17 protein-coding genes and 1 pseudogene are annotated in these 16,520 nt (G+C 72.2%); 10 read left to right on the top strand and 8 right to left on the bottom strand.

Features of this window, described 5'->3' with window-relative positions; genetic code table 11:
• Positions 1-123: 123 nt before the first annotated feature.
• A complete protein-coding gene (locus V5P93_RS32270; protein WP_104482198.1) occupies positions 124-528 on the bottom strand; it encodes an HIT family protein in 405 nt (134 codons plus the stop codon).
• Positions 529-596: 68 nt separating this feature from the next.
• On the opposite strand from V5P93_RS32270, the gene V5P93_RS32265 reads away from it, so the two are divergent.
• From V5P93_RS32265 to V5P93_RS32255, 3 genes are all read left to right on the top strand, one after another.
• Positions 597-1,211, top strand: a complete 615-nt coding sequence (locus V5P93_RS32265) for a TetR/AcrR family transcriptional regulator (RefSeq protein WP_181043802.1) — start codon at positions 597-599, stop codon at positions 1,209-1,211.
• Positions 1,212-1,379: 168 nt separating this feature from the next.
• Positions 1,380-2,528, top strand: a complete 1,149-nt coding sequence (locus tag V5P93_RS32260; protein WP_104482200.1) for a PLP-dependent aspartate aminotransferase family protein — start codon at positions 1,380-1,382, stop codon at positions 2,526-2,528.
• A gap of 44 nt (positions 2,529-2,572) precedes the next feature.
• On the top strand, positions 2,573-3,046 hold the full coding sequence (locus V5P93_RS32255; RefSeq protein ID WP_104482201.1) for an Lrp/AsnC family transcriptional regulator: 474 nt from the start codon (positions 2,573-2,575) through the stop codon (positions 3,044-3,046).
• A gap of 80 nt (positions 3,047-3,126) precedes the next feature.
• Here V5P93_RS32255 and V5P93_RS32250 read toward each other — a convergent pair whose 3' ends face one another.
• The gene (locus V5P93_RS32250) at positions 3,127-3,666 is read right to left on the bottom strand and encodes an LPXTG cell wall anchor domain-containing protein (RefSeq protein ID WP_146108279.1); all 540 of its coding nucleotides are present in this window, start codon (positions 3,664-3,666) and stop codon (positions 3,127-3,129) included.
• A 312-nt stretch (positions 3,667-3,978) separates the two neighbouring features.
• Between V5P93_RS32250 and V5P93_RS32245 the strand changes: the two genes are divergently transcribed.
• Both V5P93_RS32245 and V5P93_RS32240 read left to right on the top strand, forming a co-directional pair.
• Positions 3,979-4,437, top strand: coding sequence for a hypothetical protein (locus V5P93_RS32245; RefSeq protein ID WP_146108280.1), 459 nt, complete (start codon positions 3,979-3,981; stop codon positions 4,435-4,437).
• A gap of 127 nt (positions 4,438-4,564) precedes the next feature.
• Positions 4,565-5,641 carry an MBL fold metallo-hydrolase gene (locus tag V5P93_RS32240; protein ID WP_104482205.1) on the top strand — a complete coding sequence of 359 codons (1,077 nt, stop codon included), beginning with the start codon at positions 4,565-4,567 and terminating at the stop codon, positions 5,639-5,641.
• 200 nt (positions 5,642-5,841) lie between these two features.
• Here V5P93_RS32240 and V5P93_RS32235 read toward each other — a convergent pair.
• Both V5P93_RS32235 and V5P93_RS32230 read right to left on the bottom strand, forming a co-directional pair.
• A pseudogene (locus V5P93_RS32235) lies at positions 5,842-6,279 on the bottom strand (IS110 family transposase); the annotation flags it as partial.
• 36 nt (positions 6,280-6,315) lie between these two features.
• Complete coding sequence (locus V5P93_RS32230; RefSeq protein ID WP_146108281.1) at positions 6,316-7,326, bottom strand: hypothetical protein; 1,011 nt, start codon at positions 7,324-7,326, stop codon at positions 6,316-6,318.
• A gap of 105 nt (positions 7,327-7,431) precedes the next feature.
• On the opposite strand from V5P93_RS32230, the gene V5P93_RS32225 reads away from it, so the two are divergent.
• Entirely contained in the window at positions 7,432-7,956 is a 525-nt protein-coding gene (locus V5P93_RS32225) for a GNAT family N-acetyltransferase (protein WP_104482207.1), read from the top strand.
• Between the two features lie 57 nt (positions 7,957-8,013).
• On the top strand, positions 8,014-9,480 hold the full coding sequence (locus V5P93_RS32220; RefSeq protein WP_104482208.1) for a hypothetical protein: 1,467 nt from the start codon (positions 8,014-8,016) through the stop codon (positions 9,478-9,480).
• A gap of 38 nt (positions 9,481-9,518) precedes the next feature.
• On the opposite strand, the gene V5P93_RS32215 is transcribed toward V5P93_RS32220, so the two are convergent.
• Together V5P93_RS32215 and V5P93_RS32210 are read right to left on the bottom strand one after the other, a co-directional pair.
• Positions 9,519-9,773, bottom strand: coding sequence for a hypothetical protein (locus V5P93_RS32215; RefSeq protein WP_104482209.1), 255 nt, complete (start codon positions 9,771-9,773; stop codon positions 9,519-9,521).
• 193 nt (positions 9,774-9,966) lie between these two features.
• Positions 9,967-10,407, bottom strand: coding sequence for a hypothetical protein (locus tag V5P93_RS32210; protein ID WP_146108282.1), 441 nt, complete (start codon positions 10,405-10,407; stop codon positions 9,967-9,969).
• A gap of 405 nt (positions 10,408-10,812) precedes the next feature.
• Here V5P93_RS32210 and V5P93_RS32205 point away from each other — a divergent pair, with 405 nt between their 5' ends.
• The 3 genes from V5P93_RS32205 to V5P93_RS32195 are packed head-to-tail and all read left to right on the top strand — an operon-like array spanning position 10,813 to position 12,467.
• Positions 10,813-11,496, top strand: coding sequence for a histidine phosphatase family protein (locus tag V5P93_RS32205; RefSeq protein ID WP_104482211.1), 684 nt, complete (start codon positions 10,813-10,815; stop codon positions 11,494-11,496).
• Between the two features lie 25 nt (positions 11,497-11,521).
• Entirely contained in the window at positions 11,522-11,959 is a 438-nt protein-coding gene (locus tag V5P93_RS32200) for an SRPBCC family protein (RefSeq protein ID WP_104482212.1), read from the top strand.
• 40 nt (positions 11,960-11,999) lie between these two features.
• Positions 12,000-12,467, top strand: coding sequence for a hypothetical protein (locus V5P93_RS32195; RefSeq protein ID WP_245931637.1), 468 nt, complete (start codon positions 12,000-12,002; stop codon positions 12,465-12,467).
• Positions 12,468-12,541: 74 nt separating this feature from the next.
• Here V5P93_RS32195 and treZ read toward each other — a convergent pair whose 3' ends face one another.
• Both treZ and treY read right to left on the bottom strand, forming a co-directional pair.
• A complete protein-coding gene (treZ, locus tag V5P93_RS32190) occupies positions 12,542-14,269 on the bottom strand; it encodes a malto-oligosyltrehalose trehalohydrolase (RefSeq protein ID WP_104482214.1) in 1,728 nt (575 codons plus the stop codon).
• Positions 14,269-16,512, bottom strand: a complete 2,244-nt coding sequence (gene treY, locus V5P93_RS32185) for a malto-oligosyltrehalose synthase (protein ID WP_104482215.1) — start codon at positions 16,510-16,512, stop codon at positions 14,269-14,271. Before treY ends, treZ begins: the two co-directional genes overlap by 1 nt.
• Positions 16,513-16,520: the final 8 nt, after the last annotated feature.

Below are 16,520 nucleotides of genomic sequence, written 5' to 3'. Positions count from 1 at the left end.
CTCCCGTCGGACGAGGACCATCGAGTCTCCACGCACGGTATCCGACCGACCACGACGAATGCGATCCGTTCACCGATCATCTGACCCCGGGTGACCGGTCCCACCCCGCGCCCGGCGCGCGGGTCAGCCCGCCAGCGCCGCCCGGATCCGCGCGGCGTAGGACTCGGCCGGGTGCTCGGCGTCGTAGGGGTGCCGGGGGCCCAGCCAGAACCGCAGCCCGTCCTTGCGGTTGCGCGGGATGACGTGCAGGTGCAGGTGGGGCACCGACTGGCTGATCACGTTGTTGATCAGGATCAGCGAGCCGTCCGCGCCGAGGCCGTCCTCGACCGCGCGCTCCAGCCGCTGGGCGAGGGTGAAGAACGGGCCGACGCGCTCGGCGGGCAGGTCGCTCAGGACGGTCACATGTGTCCTCGGTACCAGTAGGACATGGCCGCGGAAGAGTGGACGGTGGTCGAGGAAGGCCACGGAGTCGTCGTCCTCGTGGACCGTCGCGGCCGGGAGTTCACCGGAGACGATTCGGCAGAACACGCATGTTTCCGACAAGGATTCCTCCAGCTCCCCCAGTGGGCCGAAGCCATCTGGGCACAATGGCGCACGTGACCGTTCCAGACACGCCGTACCAGGTTCGGCGGACGCCGACCCAGTATCGGGCCAGTCGCCAGATCGAACGCATTCTGGACGCGGCGGCCCGGGTGGTGGCGGAGAAGGGGCACACTGGCACGACCACCGCCGACATCGCCAAGGCGGCCACCGTCTCCATCGGATCGGTCTACCGCTACTTCCCCGACAAGGTCGCGGTCATGCGCGCGGTGCTCGACCGCAACACGCGCCGCTTCGGCGAACGGGTCGCCGAGGAGTCGCCGGACGCGGCGCCGTGGCAGGCGGTCGTGGCGCACGCGCACGCGGTCTACGTCGAGATGTGCCGCACGGACGAGGGTTTCCGCGCGGTCAGCGGCGCCGGGCTGGCCGCGGGCGAGCTGGAGCCGGAGACCTTCGACAACCCGCTCGCCGAGGTCTTCGCCGACCTGCTGGTGCGCCGCTTCGGGTTCGCCGACACCCCGCCGCTGCGCGCGACGCTGCTGCAGTGCGTCACGGTCACCGACGTGTTGACCCGCTTGGCCTTCCGGCTCGCCGAGACCGGCCACCAGGACACCATCGACCAGGGCAGGCGCATCTTCGTCGACCTGCTGGCCCCGCACGCCCCGGCCTGAGCGGTTCCGAACGGTATTCGGATCCGGCCCCGGACAAGGGGTTCCGGCCGAATCCGCGTCGGCCAGGGTGACCGAAAGGGCACCGCGGTTTCCCGTGCGGACCGCCCGGGCGAACCGCCACCCATGCTGTGCGCACCGACGATCTCCACCCGGGACGAGGGAGCACAGATGACCAGCCTGGCCACGCTCGCCGTGCACGCGGGCCGCGACGACCTCGCGGGGCTCGGGACGCACGTCCCGCCGATCGACCTGTCCACCACCAATCCCGTGCCCGATATCGGGTCCGGTGGCGCGGCGTACGAGGCGCTGGCCGGTGGCGGCAGGCCGCCCGCCGAGGGCGGACTCGTGTACCAGCGGCTGTGGAACCCGACCGTGGCCCGCTTCGAGGACGCCATGGCGGCGCTGGAGGCGACCGAGGAGTCCGTCGCGTTCGGATCGGGGATGGCGGCGCTGACCGCGTGCCTGATCGCCACGGTCAGCCTGGGCAAGCCGCACGTCGTCGCCGTGCGACCGCTCTACGGCGGCGCCGACCACCTGCTCGCGACCGGTCTCGTCGGGACCACCGTCACCTGGGCCGCGCCGGACCGCGTCGCCGCCGCGGTGCGCCCGGACACCGGGCTCGTGCTGGTCGAGACGCCCGCCAACCCGACGCTGGACCTGCTCGACCTGCGCGCGGTGTGCAAGGCGGCAGGCGGTGTGCCGGTGGTCGTGGACAACACCTTCGCGACCCCCGTGCTCCAGCGGCCCATCGAGCACGGCGCGGCGCTCGTGCTGCACTCGGCGACGAAGTACCTGGGCGGGCACGGCGACGTGGTCGGCGGGGTCGTGGCCACCAGCGCCCACTGGGCCGCGCGGCTGCGGCGGGTCCGGGCGGTGACCGGTGGCCTGCTGCACCCGCTGGCCGCGTACCTGCTGCACCGCGGGCTCCAGACGCTGCCGGTGCGGGTCCAGGCCCAGCAGGCGGGCGCGGTGCGGCTGGCCGAGTGGTTGGCGGGGCACGAGCACGTGCGCCGGGTGCACTTCCCGTCGGGGCCGCTGGTCGGCACGCAGATGTCCGGTCCGGGCGCGATGGTCGCGTTCGAGGTCGCCGACGCGGGCACGGCCGCGCGGGTCGCGTCCGCCGTCCGGTTGATCACCCACGCGGTGTCGCTGGGCGGGGTGGACACGCTGGTCCAGCACCCGGCGTCGCTGACCCACCGGCCGGTCGAGGCCGCCGCCAAGCCGCGCGCGGGGTTGCTGCGGATGTCGGTCGGGTTGGAGCACCCGGACGACATCCAGGCGGACCTCGACTACGCGCTCAAGGACGCCCACCGCTGACCAGGGTTCGCGGGAACGTCCCGGCGGGGAGACACTCGACGACCATGGGCCAGCCAGCCGACCTCGACGCCACCGACCTCGCCATCCTGCGTGAGCTGCAGCGCGACGCCCGCCTGCAGAACAAGGAGTTGGCCTCGATAGTCGGCGTGGCCCCGTCCACCGCGCTGGAGCGCGTCCGCTCGCTGCGGCGCCGGGGCGTGCTCACCGGGTTCCACGCGACGGTGAGCCTGCCCGCGCTCGGCAGGCCCATCAGCGCGCTGCTGTCCGTCCGGGTCCGACCGCACCGCCAGCGCATTGTCGAGGAGTTCAAGGCGTTCGTGCTGGAGCAGCCGGAAACGGTGTCGCTGCTGCACGTCGCGGGCCCCGACGACTATTTGGTGCAGGTCGCCGTGCCGGACACCACGCACCTGCAGCAAATGCTGATAACGCGCCTGCTGAGCCGGGTCGAGGTGGTCTCGGTCAACACCCTCTTGGTGTTCGAGGCAATCGGGAGTCCGGTGCAGATGCCGATACGTTGAAGCTTCAATATATCGTCCGCAATACGAAGAGGCCCCGACCACCCGTGAATGGTGGTCGGGGCCTCTTGTGGTAGAGCGACTTACTCCGAGCCCTCGCGGCGGGGGCGGCGGGACAGCATCAGGGCGGCACCGCCGCCGAGGACCAGCAGGCCGCCGATGGCCACCGGGACGCCGACGTTGGCGCCGGTCTCGGCCAGCTCGTCGGCGGCACCCGCGCCGGTCACCGAGCCGTCGGCCGAGCGGGCCTTGGCCTGCGGGCCGACCACGGCGGCGGTCGAGTTCAGGCCGCGCGCCAACGGGTTCGTGGTGGTCGACACGCCCGGGTTCGGCTTGGTGGTGCCGGTGGGCTGACTGGTCGGCTTGCTCGACGTCGGCTCCGAGGTCGGCGGCTTGCTCGTCGAGGACGGCGGTTCCGAGCTGCTGGACGACGACGGCGGCTCGGACGTGGGGCTCGACGAGGACGAGGAGCTCGGCTGGCTGCCGCCGCCGGTGCCGTCGCCCCCTTCCTGGGCGCCCGCGGTGCCGACCATCAGGCTGAGGATGGCGGTGGCCGCGATGGTCGTCGCGGCGGCTAAGCGACCGCTGGCGCGCAGCCAGTCGCGAGAACGAGAGATGCTCAACAGACTCCTCCTAAGGCAGGGTCGCGCAGCCCTGACTTCGCATGAGCCGCCGACGCAGTCGGCGGCGAGGGTAGTCACCCACCTGAGGGCAGTTTGTACCGGGTGACACCTGTTCGTGGCGTTGTTACCCGATAGATGCCGACCCGCCATAACCCGTCGGGGCGGTGGGCATCGATATGCGTCCTCTTTGTGTCATTGGCAGCAATGACTCCCCTTGGGGCATTCGGGTGATGTAGACAGGAACCACGACCACACCGTGTCATCAAGCGGCTAGTTGCCTCGACAATGACACCGGCCAATCGGGTGATCACGATGAGTCAGCCCTGCGAGCAGTCACAGCCGACCGAGTTGAGCGAGATCGACGACCTGCTGAGAGCGGTCGTCGCGGACGGGTTCACCGTCTACCTGTGCGGTGGCCACGACCGCCCCGAGGCGATCGTGGCGACCTACGCGTGGGAGCACCACGTCGACTTCGTGGTGATCAAGGACGCGCACGAGGTCACCGCAGCCCGCTCGCGCCAGGTCCGCGACTGGGACGTGTTCACCGCCGACACGGTCGTGTGGTCCTACCAGGGGCACGCCCGCTGGGCGCTGCGCGCGATCCTCGACCTGCTGCCGCCGGAGCACCCGGACGCGCCCAAGGACGACTACCCAGCGCCACCGGGGGTGCGGATCGACCCGTCGTTCCTCGGCTCGGTCTCGGTCCGCACGCCGCGCCCGGGTCTGGTCGCGCGGCGCGCCATGCGGCTGCGCGCGGTCGTCGAGGACTGACCTCCGCCGGAGACGCGGATCACGTCGTGGGGTCCCGGTGGTCGAGCGGTGCCCGCAGGCGACGTTGTGCCGGGTGGTCCGCGGACGCCTGAGAGCGCGCACGGCCGCGGGCGAGCACCATGGGGGTATGAAGAAGGTACTGGCCGCCCTGGGCTTGGCGGGTTTGGCTTGGGTCGTGCGTGACATCCCGGTCGCGATGGGGCGGCGGGCGAGCGGGGAACGCGCTGAGCGGATGGCGCGTTCGCCGCAGTTCCGCGACGGGACGTTCCACAACCGGGCGTCGACGCGGTCGGTGAGCCCGGCCGACCTGCGGTCCACGATCCGGGAGTACCAGTGCGGCGGGCGGCGGCGGCCCGCGGGCCCGATCCCGCTGGTCGACCCCGCGCCCCCGGTCTCGGCGGGGCTGCACATCACCTGGCACGGCCACGCCACGGCACTGGTGGAGGTCGACGGGGCGCGCGTGCTGGTCGACCCGGTGTGGGGTGACCGGGTGTCGCCGTCCCGGCTGGTCGGGCCGAAGCGGCTGCACCGGCCACCGCACGACATCGCGGCGCTGCCCCGGGTGGACGCCATCGTGATCTCGCACGACCACTACGACCACCTGGACCTCGCCGCGGTGCGGGAACTGGTCCGCACCCAGGACGCGCCGTTCGTGGTGCCGCTGGGCATCGGCGCGCACCTGGAGCGGTGGCGGGTGCCGGACTCGCGGATCGTCGAGCTGGACTGGTCGGAGTCGGTGGAGATCGGTGGGGCGCGGCTGACGGCGACCGCGGCCCAGCACTTCTCGGGGCGCGGGTTCAGCCGGGACGGGACGCTGTGGGCGTCCTGGGTGATCGCGGGCGCGGAGCACCGGGTGTTCTACACGGGGGACTCGGGGTACTTCGACGGGTACGCGGAGATCGGGGCGGAGCACGGGCCGTTCGACGCGACGCTGGTGCAGATCGGGGCGTACGCGGAGGGGTGGCCGGACATCCACATGACGCCGGAGGAGGGGGTGCGGGCGCATGTGGACGTTCGGGGCGGGCTGCTGATCCCGGTCCACTGGGCGACGTTCACCCTGGCCCCGCACCCGTGGGCCGACCCGGTTCGGCGAGTCTTGGCGGCGGCCGAACCGCACGGTGTTCGGGTCGTGGTCCCGCGTCCTGGGGAACGGGTCGACGTGGGTGACCCGCCTGCGCCGTCGACTTGGTGGGAGGAGCTCTAGGTTCCTGCTCCAGCGTGGTCGGCAACCTTTTTGATCACCCCGCCGGGCCCCAGGAAGGCCCCCGCCCTCCCCCGGGGGTGTCCCTATGGGGTTGTCAAGCTGCGGCGGGAGCGGAGGCGATCTCGGGGTGGTGGGTCTTGGTGCGGAGCATGGCGAACAGCACGTCGCAGCGGCGGCGGGCCAGGCAGATGAGGGCGGCGTTGTGCGGCGGTCCTGACCCCGATGCCGGGCATGGAGATCAGGACCCCGGCGAGAGGGTGCGCATCGAGTATCCCCTCGACCTCGGCGGCGACCTGTTCGCGTTGCGCCAGAACAGTTTCCAGGCTGTCGGCGAGGTGGGGACGGTGACGGTCCGCTCGTCCAGCGCGGTGAGGATCGCCTCGACCAGCTGCTCGCCCTGCGGGGGGCGTGTTCGGCGGCGATCGTGGTCAGCGTGCGCCGTCCCGCCTGTGGATGCCGGTGGGGCCGCCGCAGCGCGAGAGGGTCTCCAGCACCGCCGGGTGGCTGATCCTGGGGCCGATGGCGCGTTCCAGGGCGGGGTGGATGCCGGTGAGCAGGCCGCGGATGCGCTTCGACAGGCGGGTGGCCTCACCGGCGAGGTCGTCATCGAAGCCGACCAGCACCTCCAACTCGGGTAACCGGCCGGGTGAGATCGGCGGTTAGTGCGCGGGTTGTCAGTCCAACCCGAGGCGCACCAGGGCGCGGGCGTAGGCGTGTTCGCCGTTGTAGGACCACGGTAGGTAGGAAGGGCGGTTGCCCACCTTGGACAGGTGGGCCCGGGCCCGGTCGTGGTCGCCGATCTCCAGCATCGCCCAGCCCAGCAGGTTGTGCGCCTCGAGGTCGCCCGCCGAGGCGTCCTCCGGGGAGCGCCACTTCTCGTCGGCCGCGACGAGTTCTTCGCGGACAGTCGGGGTGAAGTGGCGGGTGTTGAGCTTGACGTACGCCCACGCGTTGCCCTCGGCGATGTGGCGGTCGCCCTCCACGAGCAGGTACTCGGCGTGCGCGGTGGGGAGCATCGCGACCAGGGGGCTGCCCGGTTCGCACTTGGCGACGGTCTCCCTGGCGAAGGCGAACATGGCCTCGTGCGAGCCGCCCCACTTGCCGGTGAGGGACTGGAGACGGGCGGCGTGCGCCGGGTACGAGGTGGGGCAGCGGTCGGTGGCCTCGATCCAGGCCAGGTCGTGCTGGGTGCGGTCCAGGCGTAAGCCGCGGGCGTAGCGCTGCAGCTCCACCCACGGGGTGGCGTCGTTCGGGGCCAGTTTCGCCGCGGCCATCAGCGGGTCGCGGGCCTCGCGCAGCCGGGACCGGAACAGCCGGTGCCGCTCGTCGTCCACCGACCGCCGCCAGCCCGCGCCGCGGATGCGCCAAGCCTCGGCGATCAGCGTGCTGCCCAGCCAGAGCAGCAGGTCGGCGGCCTCGGCCTGGCTGAGGCCGTCGCCGAGCAGGTCGCGGATCTCCACCGACTGGCCGACGGCGGCGTCGGCGAGCGCGCGGACCCGCTGCGCGCGGACCTCGTGGTCCTCGCGGCACTCGCGCAGCAGCGCCACCCCGGCCCGGCGGTGGCCGTCGCGGACCGCGTCCACGCCGACGTCGAGCGCGATGTCGTCCCACGCCCGGTCCAGGACCAGGTGCTCGGCCAACGCGGCGACCGCTGCCCTGGCCCTCCTGCGGCCGAACAGTCCCATAACGGGCAAGGGTAGTCACCCGGTCCGGCGGCCAGGCACCGTCCTGCGGGTCCAGCACGCGCTATCCGCGCACCAGACCCGCAGGACAGCGCCTAGGCTCGGTCCGTGCTCACGTTCCGCCGCGCCACCCTCGACGACGTCCCCGCGCTCGTACCGCTGGTCGAGTCCGCCTACCGCGGCGACGCCAGCCGGGTGGGCTGGACCACCGAAGCCGACCTGCTGGAGGGCCAGCGCACCGACCCCGAGGGGGTCGCCGAGGTCATCACCGCGCCGAAGAGCGCCGTGCTGCTCGCGGTGGCCGACGACGGCGCCCTGGTGTCCTGCTGCCACGTCGCCGAGGAGGACGGCGCGGGCTACTTCGGCATGTTCGCGGTGGCGCCGTCGGCGCAGGGCGGCGGCATCGGCCGGGCGGTGCTGGCCGAGGCGGAGCGGTTCGCCCTGGCCGAGTGGGGGCTGACCGAGATGCGGATGAAGGTCATCACGGCCCGCGCCGACCTGACCGCCTGGTACGTGCGCCGCGGCTACCGGCAGACCGGGGAGCTGAGCCCGTTCCCGTACGGCGACGAGCGCTTCGGGCTGCCGCTGCGCGATGACCTGGAGTTCGAGCTCCTGGTCAAACCGCTCGTCTGACGCACCGCCACGGGTGGGTCGCGCAGGGTTGTCGGATGCGCGCGCGACAATGGGAGCGTGCCGACCAGCATCCACGACCACATCGCCGCGCACCTGAACCCGGGCGGCCGCGGTCTGCTCCCCGGCGGCGAGGTCCTGCCCGACGACGAGATCGACGCGTCCCACGGCGGCGGCCGGACCCGGTGGGCCGGTGTGGAGTACGCGGGCCGGGGCGCCGCCGGGGTGCCCGAGCTGGTCGCGGTCGCGGCGCGGGACCCGTCCGGGTACGAGCCGCTGTACGCCGCGCTGTGCGAACCGGACGTGGTGGCCCAGCTCGACGACGTGCTGGCCCGGGTGCGCGGGCTCGACCTGGACACCGGGGTGCTGGCCCGCCGGTTGGTGACCGGCGCGCGGCACCGGGCGCCGGTGAAGTTCGGCACCGCGCTGCTCGGGTCGGCCGACACCGAGCTGCTGCTGCTCGTCGGCAGGCACGAGGAGTTCACCCGGTTCGCCGTCGCGGCCGTGCGCGCGACGCACCCGGACCCGGAGCCGGTGCTGCTGGCCCTGGCCCGCGGCGTCGACGGGTGGGGTCGGATCACCGCGGTCGAGCAGTTCGCCGAACCGGCGGGTGCCGAGGTGCGGGACTGGTTGCTGCGCGGCGGTTTCCGCAACTCCGTCGTGGACAACTACCTCGCCTTCCGGGCCGCGACTGTGGGCCGCTTGGCCGACGCCCTGGCGGCCCAGGAGATCGACCCCGAACTGCTCGACGGCGCCTCGGACATCCTCTGTGGACTGATCGAGGGCGGCCCGGCCGAGGGCGTCGACGACTACGACGACGCGTCGCTGGCGCTGTGGCTGCTGGTGGGGCACCTCGCCCGGCACGGCACCGACCTGCGGCACTTCGTCGCGGTGGCCAGGGTGGAGGAGTTCCTCGCCGGTCCCGGGTGGGACGAGCGGTACGCGCGCGGCTGGGACCTGGCCCGGCACGACAGCCTGGTCCGGCGCTGCCGCGACCTGATGGCCGACCCGCGCTGGCACGGCCTGACCCTGCGCGACCTGGAGTCGCCGGACGACCGCGCCTTCCAGGACGCCAGCTACGCCGCCGCCCGGCTGGGCATCGACCGCTTCCCCGCGACCGTCCGGCGCCTGCGCGCCACCCTCGCCGACGACGACTGGTTCACCCTGATGTCCCAGGCCACCGCGGAGCGCCTGCCGACGATCCTGGAGCTGGCGGGCTCGACCCTGCCCCTGGGCGAGCTGGCCTCCGGCCCGGCGGACATCCTGGCGGTCGCGCGGCGGTGGTCGGCGCACGTGGTGCTGGGCACCGTGGTCACCGGTCTCCGCGATTTCCCGGGCCAGGGCACGGAATTCGTGCTGACCGCCGTCCGGTCCCCGGTGCTGGACAACCGCGCGGTGGGCGTCCGAACCCTGACCGGGTGGGGACCGGAGTCGTGGGAACCGGTTGTCCAAGCGGTGTTGCGGGTCGCTGTGGCGGAGGAACCCGATCCGACACTGCGCGAACGGATGGCGCAGTTGCTGATCTGACACCCCGCCTGGGGCCCGCGGGCCCCAGGCGGGGTGTCTCAGACGCGTTCCCCGCGGTAGCCGATCGGGCCCTCGTTCGGGAACTGGGCCGTACCCTGGAACGTGGCGCCGTTGTCGAAGAACGTGACGGTGGCGCTGCCCCGGGGCCCGCTCCAGGTGACGGTGGTACCGGTGGCGGGGGCCGACGCCCCCAGCACCTCACTGCGGCTGCTGATGGCGATGTCCAGCTTCGCGTCCGGGGTCCACTGCCCGTTGGTACCGCCGACCTGGTAGAAGGTCTTGTACGTGGCCACTGGCTGTTCTCCTCACATCTGCCGGGAAGGGGAGCGCCTGAACGATCTTGGCGAGGCACATCATGGCGCGCCCCATGATCGCCTCACCACGGCCGAAGTCCCGTTGCCACCCCAACGCCCGCGACATTGCGCCAACCCGTGGGCGGCGCACCCACCGAGAGCGATCCCGTACCCCTGTCAGGGCGACCTCGCGTCACCCGGCTGCCAGCTCGCCCGCGCGACCTCGGTGGGCGGGGCCTGTTGCAGCAGAAGGAGAATCCGTGTCGGGTCCTGGACGGCGGTGGGGTGCTTCTTGAGGTAGATCATCTCGTCGGTGGTCAAATTTCGCACTGAACGCACGCCATTCACCTTGACCAGCAACACCGATCCAATCTGGATGATCCGCGTCGGGAGTGCCCGCCAACGCGGTCAACAACTTGGCCACGGTGTCGCCCTGCGCGGCGTCGATCTCAGCCTGCTTGGCGGTGAGCACGTGGGTCTCCACGGCGTGCTCGATCTGCGCGAGCCGGGACGCCACGGCCTCCTCGGTGGCCGGTTCCTCGGATCGGGCCACCATCTTCTGCAACCACGACCCCCGCTCCGGGTCGAAGGCCAGTGGCACCTCGGATCCCGCCTCGCCCAGCACACCCGCCACCGCGTAGCGCCCTGGCCAACACCGCCGCCGCCTCGACTCCGCGCACGTGCTCGGTGCTCTTGGCGTCCGGGTCGGCCAGCTGCCGCGCCACGATCAGCCGCAGTACCTGGCCCAACCGCTGGTTCCAGTGCAACCCGGCCAATGCCTCGGGGTCCGGCTGCGCCTCGGGGTCCAGGACGGCCGAGTGGAACTCGAGCCGCGCCGTGACCAGGCGCCCGATCTTGGCGCGACGCGTGGTGGCCTGGTGCGAGACCAGCGAGTCGACGGGTCGGTTGGGCTTGTCATCGGGGCCCCTGCCGCGGTCGGTGGGTCGAGGGTAGCTCCACGCGATCGGTCCGGTGGACGGTTGCCGAACAAGCCCGCCAGGGGATTGACGGCACCGGGGGGAGCTGATCTTCTGGGCCCATGTCCGAGTACCGCCAGGCCCGTTTCGCGCCGAGCGCAGGCGCCACCGAGTTCATCCTGGTGCGGCACGGGGAATCCGCGCCCGCCCAGGACGGGGTGATCTTCGACCTCGTCGACGGGCAGGGGGATCCCGAGTTGGCCCCCGGTGGGCGCGAGCAGGCCGAGCGGGTCGGTGCCCGCCTCGTCTCCATGGGCATCGACGCCGTCTACGTCACCACGCTGCGGCGCACGGTCGAGACCGCCGCCCCCTTCCTCGCCGCCACCGGCCTCACCTCGACCGTCGAGGCCGACCTGCGCGAGGTGTTCCTGGGTGAGTGGGAAGGCGGTGTCTTCCGGCGGATGATCGCCGAGGACGGTCCCGTCGCCCAGCGGTTCCGGCGGGAGGAGCGGTGGGACGTCATCCCCGGTGCCGAGTCCGTCGACGCCTTCGCCAAGCGGCTCAAGCAGGCCGTCACCCGGCTGGCCGAGGCGCACCCGGGGCAGCGGCTCGCCGTGTTCACCCACGGCGGGGTGATCGGTGAGTTGCTCGCACAGGCGGCGCGGTCGCGGCCGTTCGCGTTCTTCGGGCCGGACAACGGCAGCATCTCGCACCTGGTCGTCGAGGGGTCGAACTGGCTCGTGCGGGGCTTCAACGACACCGCCCACCTCGACACCGACCCGGCCCAGCCCGCACTACCCACGTAAGTGACTCGCGGGTAACATCCGCGCCATGTCCCCTCGCCAGGTGTCCGACACGCGGGTCGTCGCCGCGCCCGCCGCGGAGCTGTTCGCGCTGCTGACCGACCCCGCCAAGCACCCCGAGCTCGACGGGTCGGGGTCGGTCCTCGCCTCCCGGAGCACCGGTCCGCGCAAGCTCGGGCTCGGCGACCACTTCGGCATGGACATGCGGATGGGGCTGCCCTACAAGATCCGCAACACCGTCGTGGAGTACGAGGAGAACCGGCTCATCGCCTGGCGGCACTTCTACGGCCACCGCTGGCGCTGGCAGCTCACCGACCTCGGCGACGGCCGCACCGAGGTGACCGAGACCTTCGACTGGTCGACCGCGCGCATCGGGTTCCTGCTGGCCCTCGTCGGCTTCCCGGCCAAGAACCTCAAGGCCATCCGCGCCACGCTGGACCGCCTGGTGCGGCGCTACGGGGGTTGACTGTCAAGCGGGTCCGTGCAAGCGGTGCGACCATGGTGGCATGACCCCTCCGCAGGAGCCTGACCCGCAGCGGACCCGAGCGTTACCCAGGCAGGAACCGGCGTACTCCGATGACCAGTACGTGCGGCCCGCCCAGGAAGAGGTCGTCCGCGAGCGCGTCGAGGACAGCTACGCCAGTCGAGTCCGCACCGTGCGCATGGTGTGCTCGGCCATCACGTTCGTCGTCGGTCTGTTCGCGGTCGTGCTGGTCGCGCAGATCATCCTGGTCCTCGCCGAGGCCAACCCGAAGAACGGGTTCGCGTCCTTCGTGGACGGTTTCTCCTCCGGCGTCTCGCTCGGCTTCGACGGGCTGTTCACACCGGACTCGGCGAAGGCCGCCGTGCTGTTCAACTACGGCCTGGCCGCGATCGTGTGGTTGCTGATCGGTGCCGCACTCACCTATCTCATCCGCAGGTTCGCGCTGCCGGGACCCAACCGGGAGGTCCGCTACCGCCGCACGGTGGAGTAGATCCCGGTACCCTCGAGGCCCGCGCACGTGGGCAGTCTTGGCCGTGTCCCGCACGACACGGCCAAGACTGGTGCTCAGGCCGCGACGATCACGGCGAAGGTGTCCGGCGGCAGCAGGAGCCCGTCCGGTGTGGCCGCGATTCCCGTGGACGCCAACAACACGCCGCGGGTGGGCGACGGGACGGACGCGGGCTCGGCGCCCAGGTTCACCGCCAGCCGCAGCGAACCCCGGTGCAGCAGCAGCCACCCCGGCCCCGACTCCACCACGAACCGGTCCAGCCTCGGGTCCGCCAGCTCGGGGTGCGCGCGCCGCAACGCGATCAGCGCCCGGTAGGTCTCGAAGACCGAAGCGTGCTCGGGCCTCTCCATCTCCGACCAGTCCAAAGTGGAGTTCGCGACGGTGTCCGGGGACATCGGGTCCGGCACCTCGGACTCGCCCCAGCCGTGCTCGGCGAACTCGCGCCTGCGACCCGTCCGCACCGCCTCGGCCAGCTCCGGGTCCGGGAACGACGCGAAGAACTGCCACGGCGTGGCCGCGGCCCACTCCTCGCCCATGAACAGCATCGGCGTGTACGGCGAGCAGAACACGATCGCGGCCCCGCACAGCGCGCGCGCGGGCGACACCGTCGCGGTCAGCCGGTCGCCGGTGGCGCGGTTGCCGATCTGGTCGTGGTTCTGCAGGTAGGCCAGGAACCGGTGCCCCGGCGTCGTTCTGACGTCGACCGGCCTGCCGTGCGTGCGCTTGCGGAACGACGACCACGTGCCCGCGTGGAAGAAGGCGGACCGCAGCGTCGTCGCCAGCGCGCCGTCGAAATCGCCGTAGTAGCCGGAAACATCGCCGGACAGCGCCACGTGCAGCGCGTGGTGGATGTCGTCGCACCACTGCGCGTGCAGCCCGGTGCCGCCCGCTTCCCGTGGTGTCACGAGCCGGGCGTTGTTCAGGTCGGACTCGGCGATCAGCGTCAGCGGCCTGCCCAGACCCGCCGCCAGCGCGTCGACCTCCGCGCTCAGCTCCTCCAGCAGGTGCGTGGCGCGCGCGTCGACGAGCGCGTGCACCGCGTCGAGCCGCAGCCCGTCGACGTGGAAGTCGCGCAGCCAGCCCAGGGCGTTGTCGATGACCAGGCCGCGGACCTCGTCCGAGTGCGGCCCGTCGAGGTTGAGCGACGGGCCCCAGATGTTGCTGCCCTTGAAGTACGGCCCGAACCGGTCCAGGTAGGCGCCCGACGGGCCGAGGTGGTTGTAGACGACGTCGAGCACCACGCCCAGCCCGCGCGCGTGGCAGGCGTCGACGAACCGCTTGAACCCGTCCGGTCCGCCATAGGGTTCGTGCACCGCGCCCCACAGCACACCGTCGTAGCCCCAGCCCGCCACGCCGTCGAAAGCGTTGATGGGCAACACTTCCACGAGGTCGATGCCGAGCGCGACCAGGTGGTCCAGCCGGGTGATCGCCGAGTCGAACGTGCCTTCCGGGGTGAACGTGCCGATGTGCAGCTCGTAGAGCACGCTGCCCGGCAGCGCCCGGCCGCGCCACCCCGCGTCGGTCCACTGGAAGGCGCCGTGGTCGTAGCGGCGCGACGGCCCGTGCACCCCGGACGGCTGCCACCGCGATCGCGGGTCCGGCAGCGGTTTCTCGTCTTCGTCCACCAGGAACGCGTAGTCGTCGCCCGGGGCGGCGGTGATGTCCGTTCGCCACCAACCGCGGCTGTCACGCGCCAGTTCGTGCCGCGCGCCACCCACTTCCACGCGCACGCGGGACCGCTCGGGAGCCCAGACGCGGAAACCCTCGACCGAGACGGGGGCCATCACTCTCCTCGCAGCAGCAGGGCGACCGGGTAGTCGGCGAGCGTTTCGGCCAGGTCGCCATCGCTGGCGCGGCCGGTGAGCTGGTCCACCCAGCTTCCCACGGGCAGCGCCAGCCGGGTGCCGCCCCAGTCGGTCAGCCGGGCCGGGAAGCGGGTGGCCACGGCGATCAAGCCGGACCGTTCGAACGCCACGACGTGCTGGTCAGCGGGTCCTTCCGCGCCGACGGGCCGGTAGCCGGTGAACAGCTCCGGCCGCTCCCGGCGCAGCCGCAAGACGGTGCGGACCACGTGCAGTTTCGCCGCGCCGGTCTCGTCGACCGGCGGCGGCCAGCCCGCGGCGAGCTTGTCCAGCAGGTCGCGGCGCTCGGTGAAGTCGACCGGCCTGCGGTTGTCCGGGTCCACAAGGGACAGATCCCACAGCTCGGTGCCCTGGTAGACGTCCGGGATCCCGGGACCGGCCAGCTGCAGCAGCTTCTGGCCCAGCGCGTTGGACCAGCCGGGTGGGGTGATCCGCGCGGCGAAGGCGCGCACCTCGGCCAGCAGCCCGGGGTCGCCGAGCACCTGGTGCGGCCACGCCGCGACGGCCGCGTCGAACTCCTCGTCGCCGTCGGTCCACGACGTGCGGACCTTGGCCTCCCTGGACGCCTTGGTCAGGTAGTCCGCCAACCGGTCGGCGGTGATCGGCCAGGCGCCGACCAGGGTCTGCCAGGCGAGCAGGTTCAGCGTCGGCTCCGGCAGACCGCGCCGTTCGGTCCAGCGGCGCACCACTTCGGCGAACTCGTCGGGGATCTCCGCGAGCACGGCCAGCCGCGCGCGCACGTCCTCGGACCGCTTGGTGTCGTGCGTCGACAGCGTGGTCATCGCCCTGGGGTGCGTGGCCTCGCGGGACGCCTGCGCGGCGTGGAACTCGTCGAGGCCCACGCCGAAGCGGCCCGGGTCGCCGCCGACCTCGTTCAGCGCGACGAACCGGGTGTAGCGGTAGAAGGCGGTGTCCTCGGTGCCCTTGGCCACGACCATCCCGGACGTCTGCTGCAACCGGGTCGCCAACTCGCCGCGCGGGTCGGCGCGCACCTGGCGGTCCAGGGTGTCCACGGCGTCCGCGAGATCCGGGTGCGTGCCGCGCACCGCCTCGACGGCGGCGAGCCAGTGTTCGTCGTCCTCGGGCTGGTACGACCGGTACACCGGGAACGCGGCCATGACCTCGGCCACCACGCGGCTGGCTCGTTCGATGTCCACATCGGACAGCAGTCGGGCGATCCTGGTCACCTCGGCGGCCAGGGACGTGTCGGTGATCAGCCGCCTGCACTCGTCGACGACCGAGCCGTAGTCGGTCGGCACGCCCAGGTCGGCGGCGATCGCGTTGACCGCCTTCTCCGCCGCGGGGTCGACGAACACCCCGCAGACCTCGCGCAGCGCGTCGTACCCGGTGGTCCCGGCCACCGGCCAGGACGCGGGCAGCGACTCGCCGGGTTCGAGGATCTTCTCGACCACGATCCAGCACCCTGCCCGCTCCGCCAGGCGCTCCGCGTAGCCACCGGGGTCGGCCAGGCCGTCCGGGTGGTCGACCCGCAGCCCCTGCACGTCGCCGTCGGCGATCCAGCGCAGCACCTCGCGGTGGGTGTCCTCGAACACCTCCGGGACCTCGACCCTGACCCCGGCCAGGGTGGTGATGTCGAAGAACCGGCGGTAGTTCAGCTCCTTGCTCGCCCGGCGCCAGTCCACCAGCCGGTAGTGCTGCCGCTCGTGCACTTCCTGCGCGGTGCCTTCCCCTGTGCCGGGCGCGATCGGGAACTCGTGGTCGTGGTAGCGCAGGCGGTCGCCGTCCACGGTCAGCTGCGAGACCTCGTCGTCCGACCCCAGAACCGGGACCAGAACGGGAAAGGACGCGATGTCGAAGTGCCCCGCGAACCGCGACGACGGCCCGTGCGCGAGCACGTCCCACCACCACTGGTTCGCCGACGGCACCTCCACGGCCATGTGGTTGGGCACGATGTCGACCACCAGGTCCAGCCCCAGCGCCCGCAACCGCGCGACCATCGCCGCCCGGCCCGCCTCACCACCCAACTCCGGGTTCGCCCGCGTCGGGTCGACGACGTCGTAGCCGTGCGTCGACCCGGGCGTCGGGGTCAGGACCGGCGAGGTGTACACCGCGCCGACCCCCAGCTCGGCCAGGTACTCGGCGATGTCGGCGGCTTCGGCGAAACCGAAACCCGGGCGCAGCTGCAGGCGGTAGGTGGACTCCATCGCTCCTC

This window comes from Actinokineospora auranticolor (assembly GCF_041897805.1).
GTDB lineage: Bacteria > Actinomycetota > Actinomycetes > Mycobacteriales > Pseudonocardiaceae > Actinokineospora > Actinokineospora auranticolor.
This window is presented reverse-complemented; position numbering and strand designations above follow the sequence as displayed.

Coding starts and splice junctions, on each gene's coding strand:
- V5P93_RS32245 (WP_146108280.1), top strand. CDS start 3,979: ATGAGTCAGCCCTGCGAGCAGTCACAGCCGACCGAGTTGAGCGAGATC.
- treY (WP_104482215.1), bottom strand. CDS start 16,512: ATGGAGTCCACCTACCGCCTGCAGCTGCGCCCGGGTTTCGGTTTCGCC.
- V5P93_RS32255 (WP_104482201.1), top strand. CDS start 2,573: ATGGGCCAGCCAGCCGACCTCGACGCCACCGACCTCGCCATCCTGCGT.
- V5P93_RS32195 (WP_245931637.1), top strand. CDS start 12,000: ATGACCCCTCCGCAGGAGCCTGACCCGCAGCGGACCCGAGCGTTACCC.
- V5P93_RS32230 (WP_146108281.1), bottom strand. CDS start 7,326: ATGGGACTGTTCGGCCGCAGGAGGGCCAGGGCAGCGGTCGCCGCGTTG.
- V5P93_RS32240 (WP_104482205.1), top strand. CDS start 4,565: ATGAAGAAGGTACTGGCCGCCCTGGGCTTGGCGGGTTTGGCTTGGGTC.
- V5P93_RS32200 (WP_104482212.1), top strand. CDS start 11,522: ATGTCCCCTCGCCAGGTGTCCGACACGCGGGTCGTCGCCGCGCCCGCC.
- treZ (WP_104482214.1), bottom strand. CDS start 14,269: ATGGCCCCCGTCTCGGTCGAGGGTTTCCGCGTCTGGGCTCCCGAGCGG.
- V5P93_RS32260 (WP_104482200.1), top strand. CDS start 1,380: ATGACCAGCCTGGCCACGCTCGCCGTGCACGCGGGCCGCGACGACCTC.
- V5P93_RS32205 (WP_104482211.1), top strand. CDS start 10,813: ATGTCCGAGTACCGCCAGGCCCGTTTCGCGCCGAGCGCAGGCGCCACC.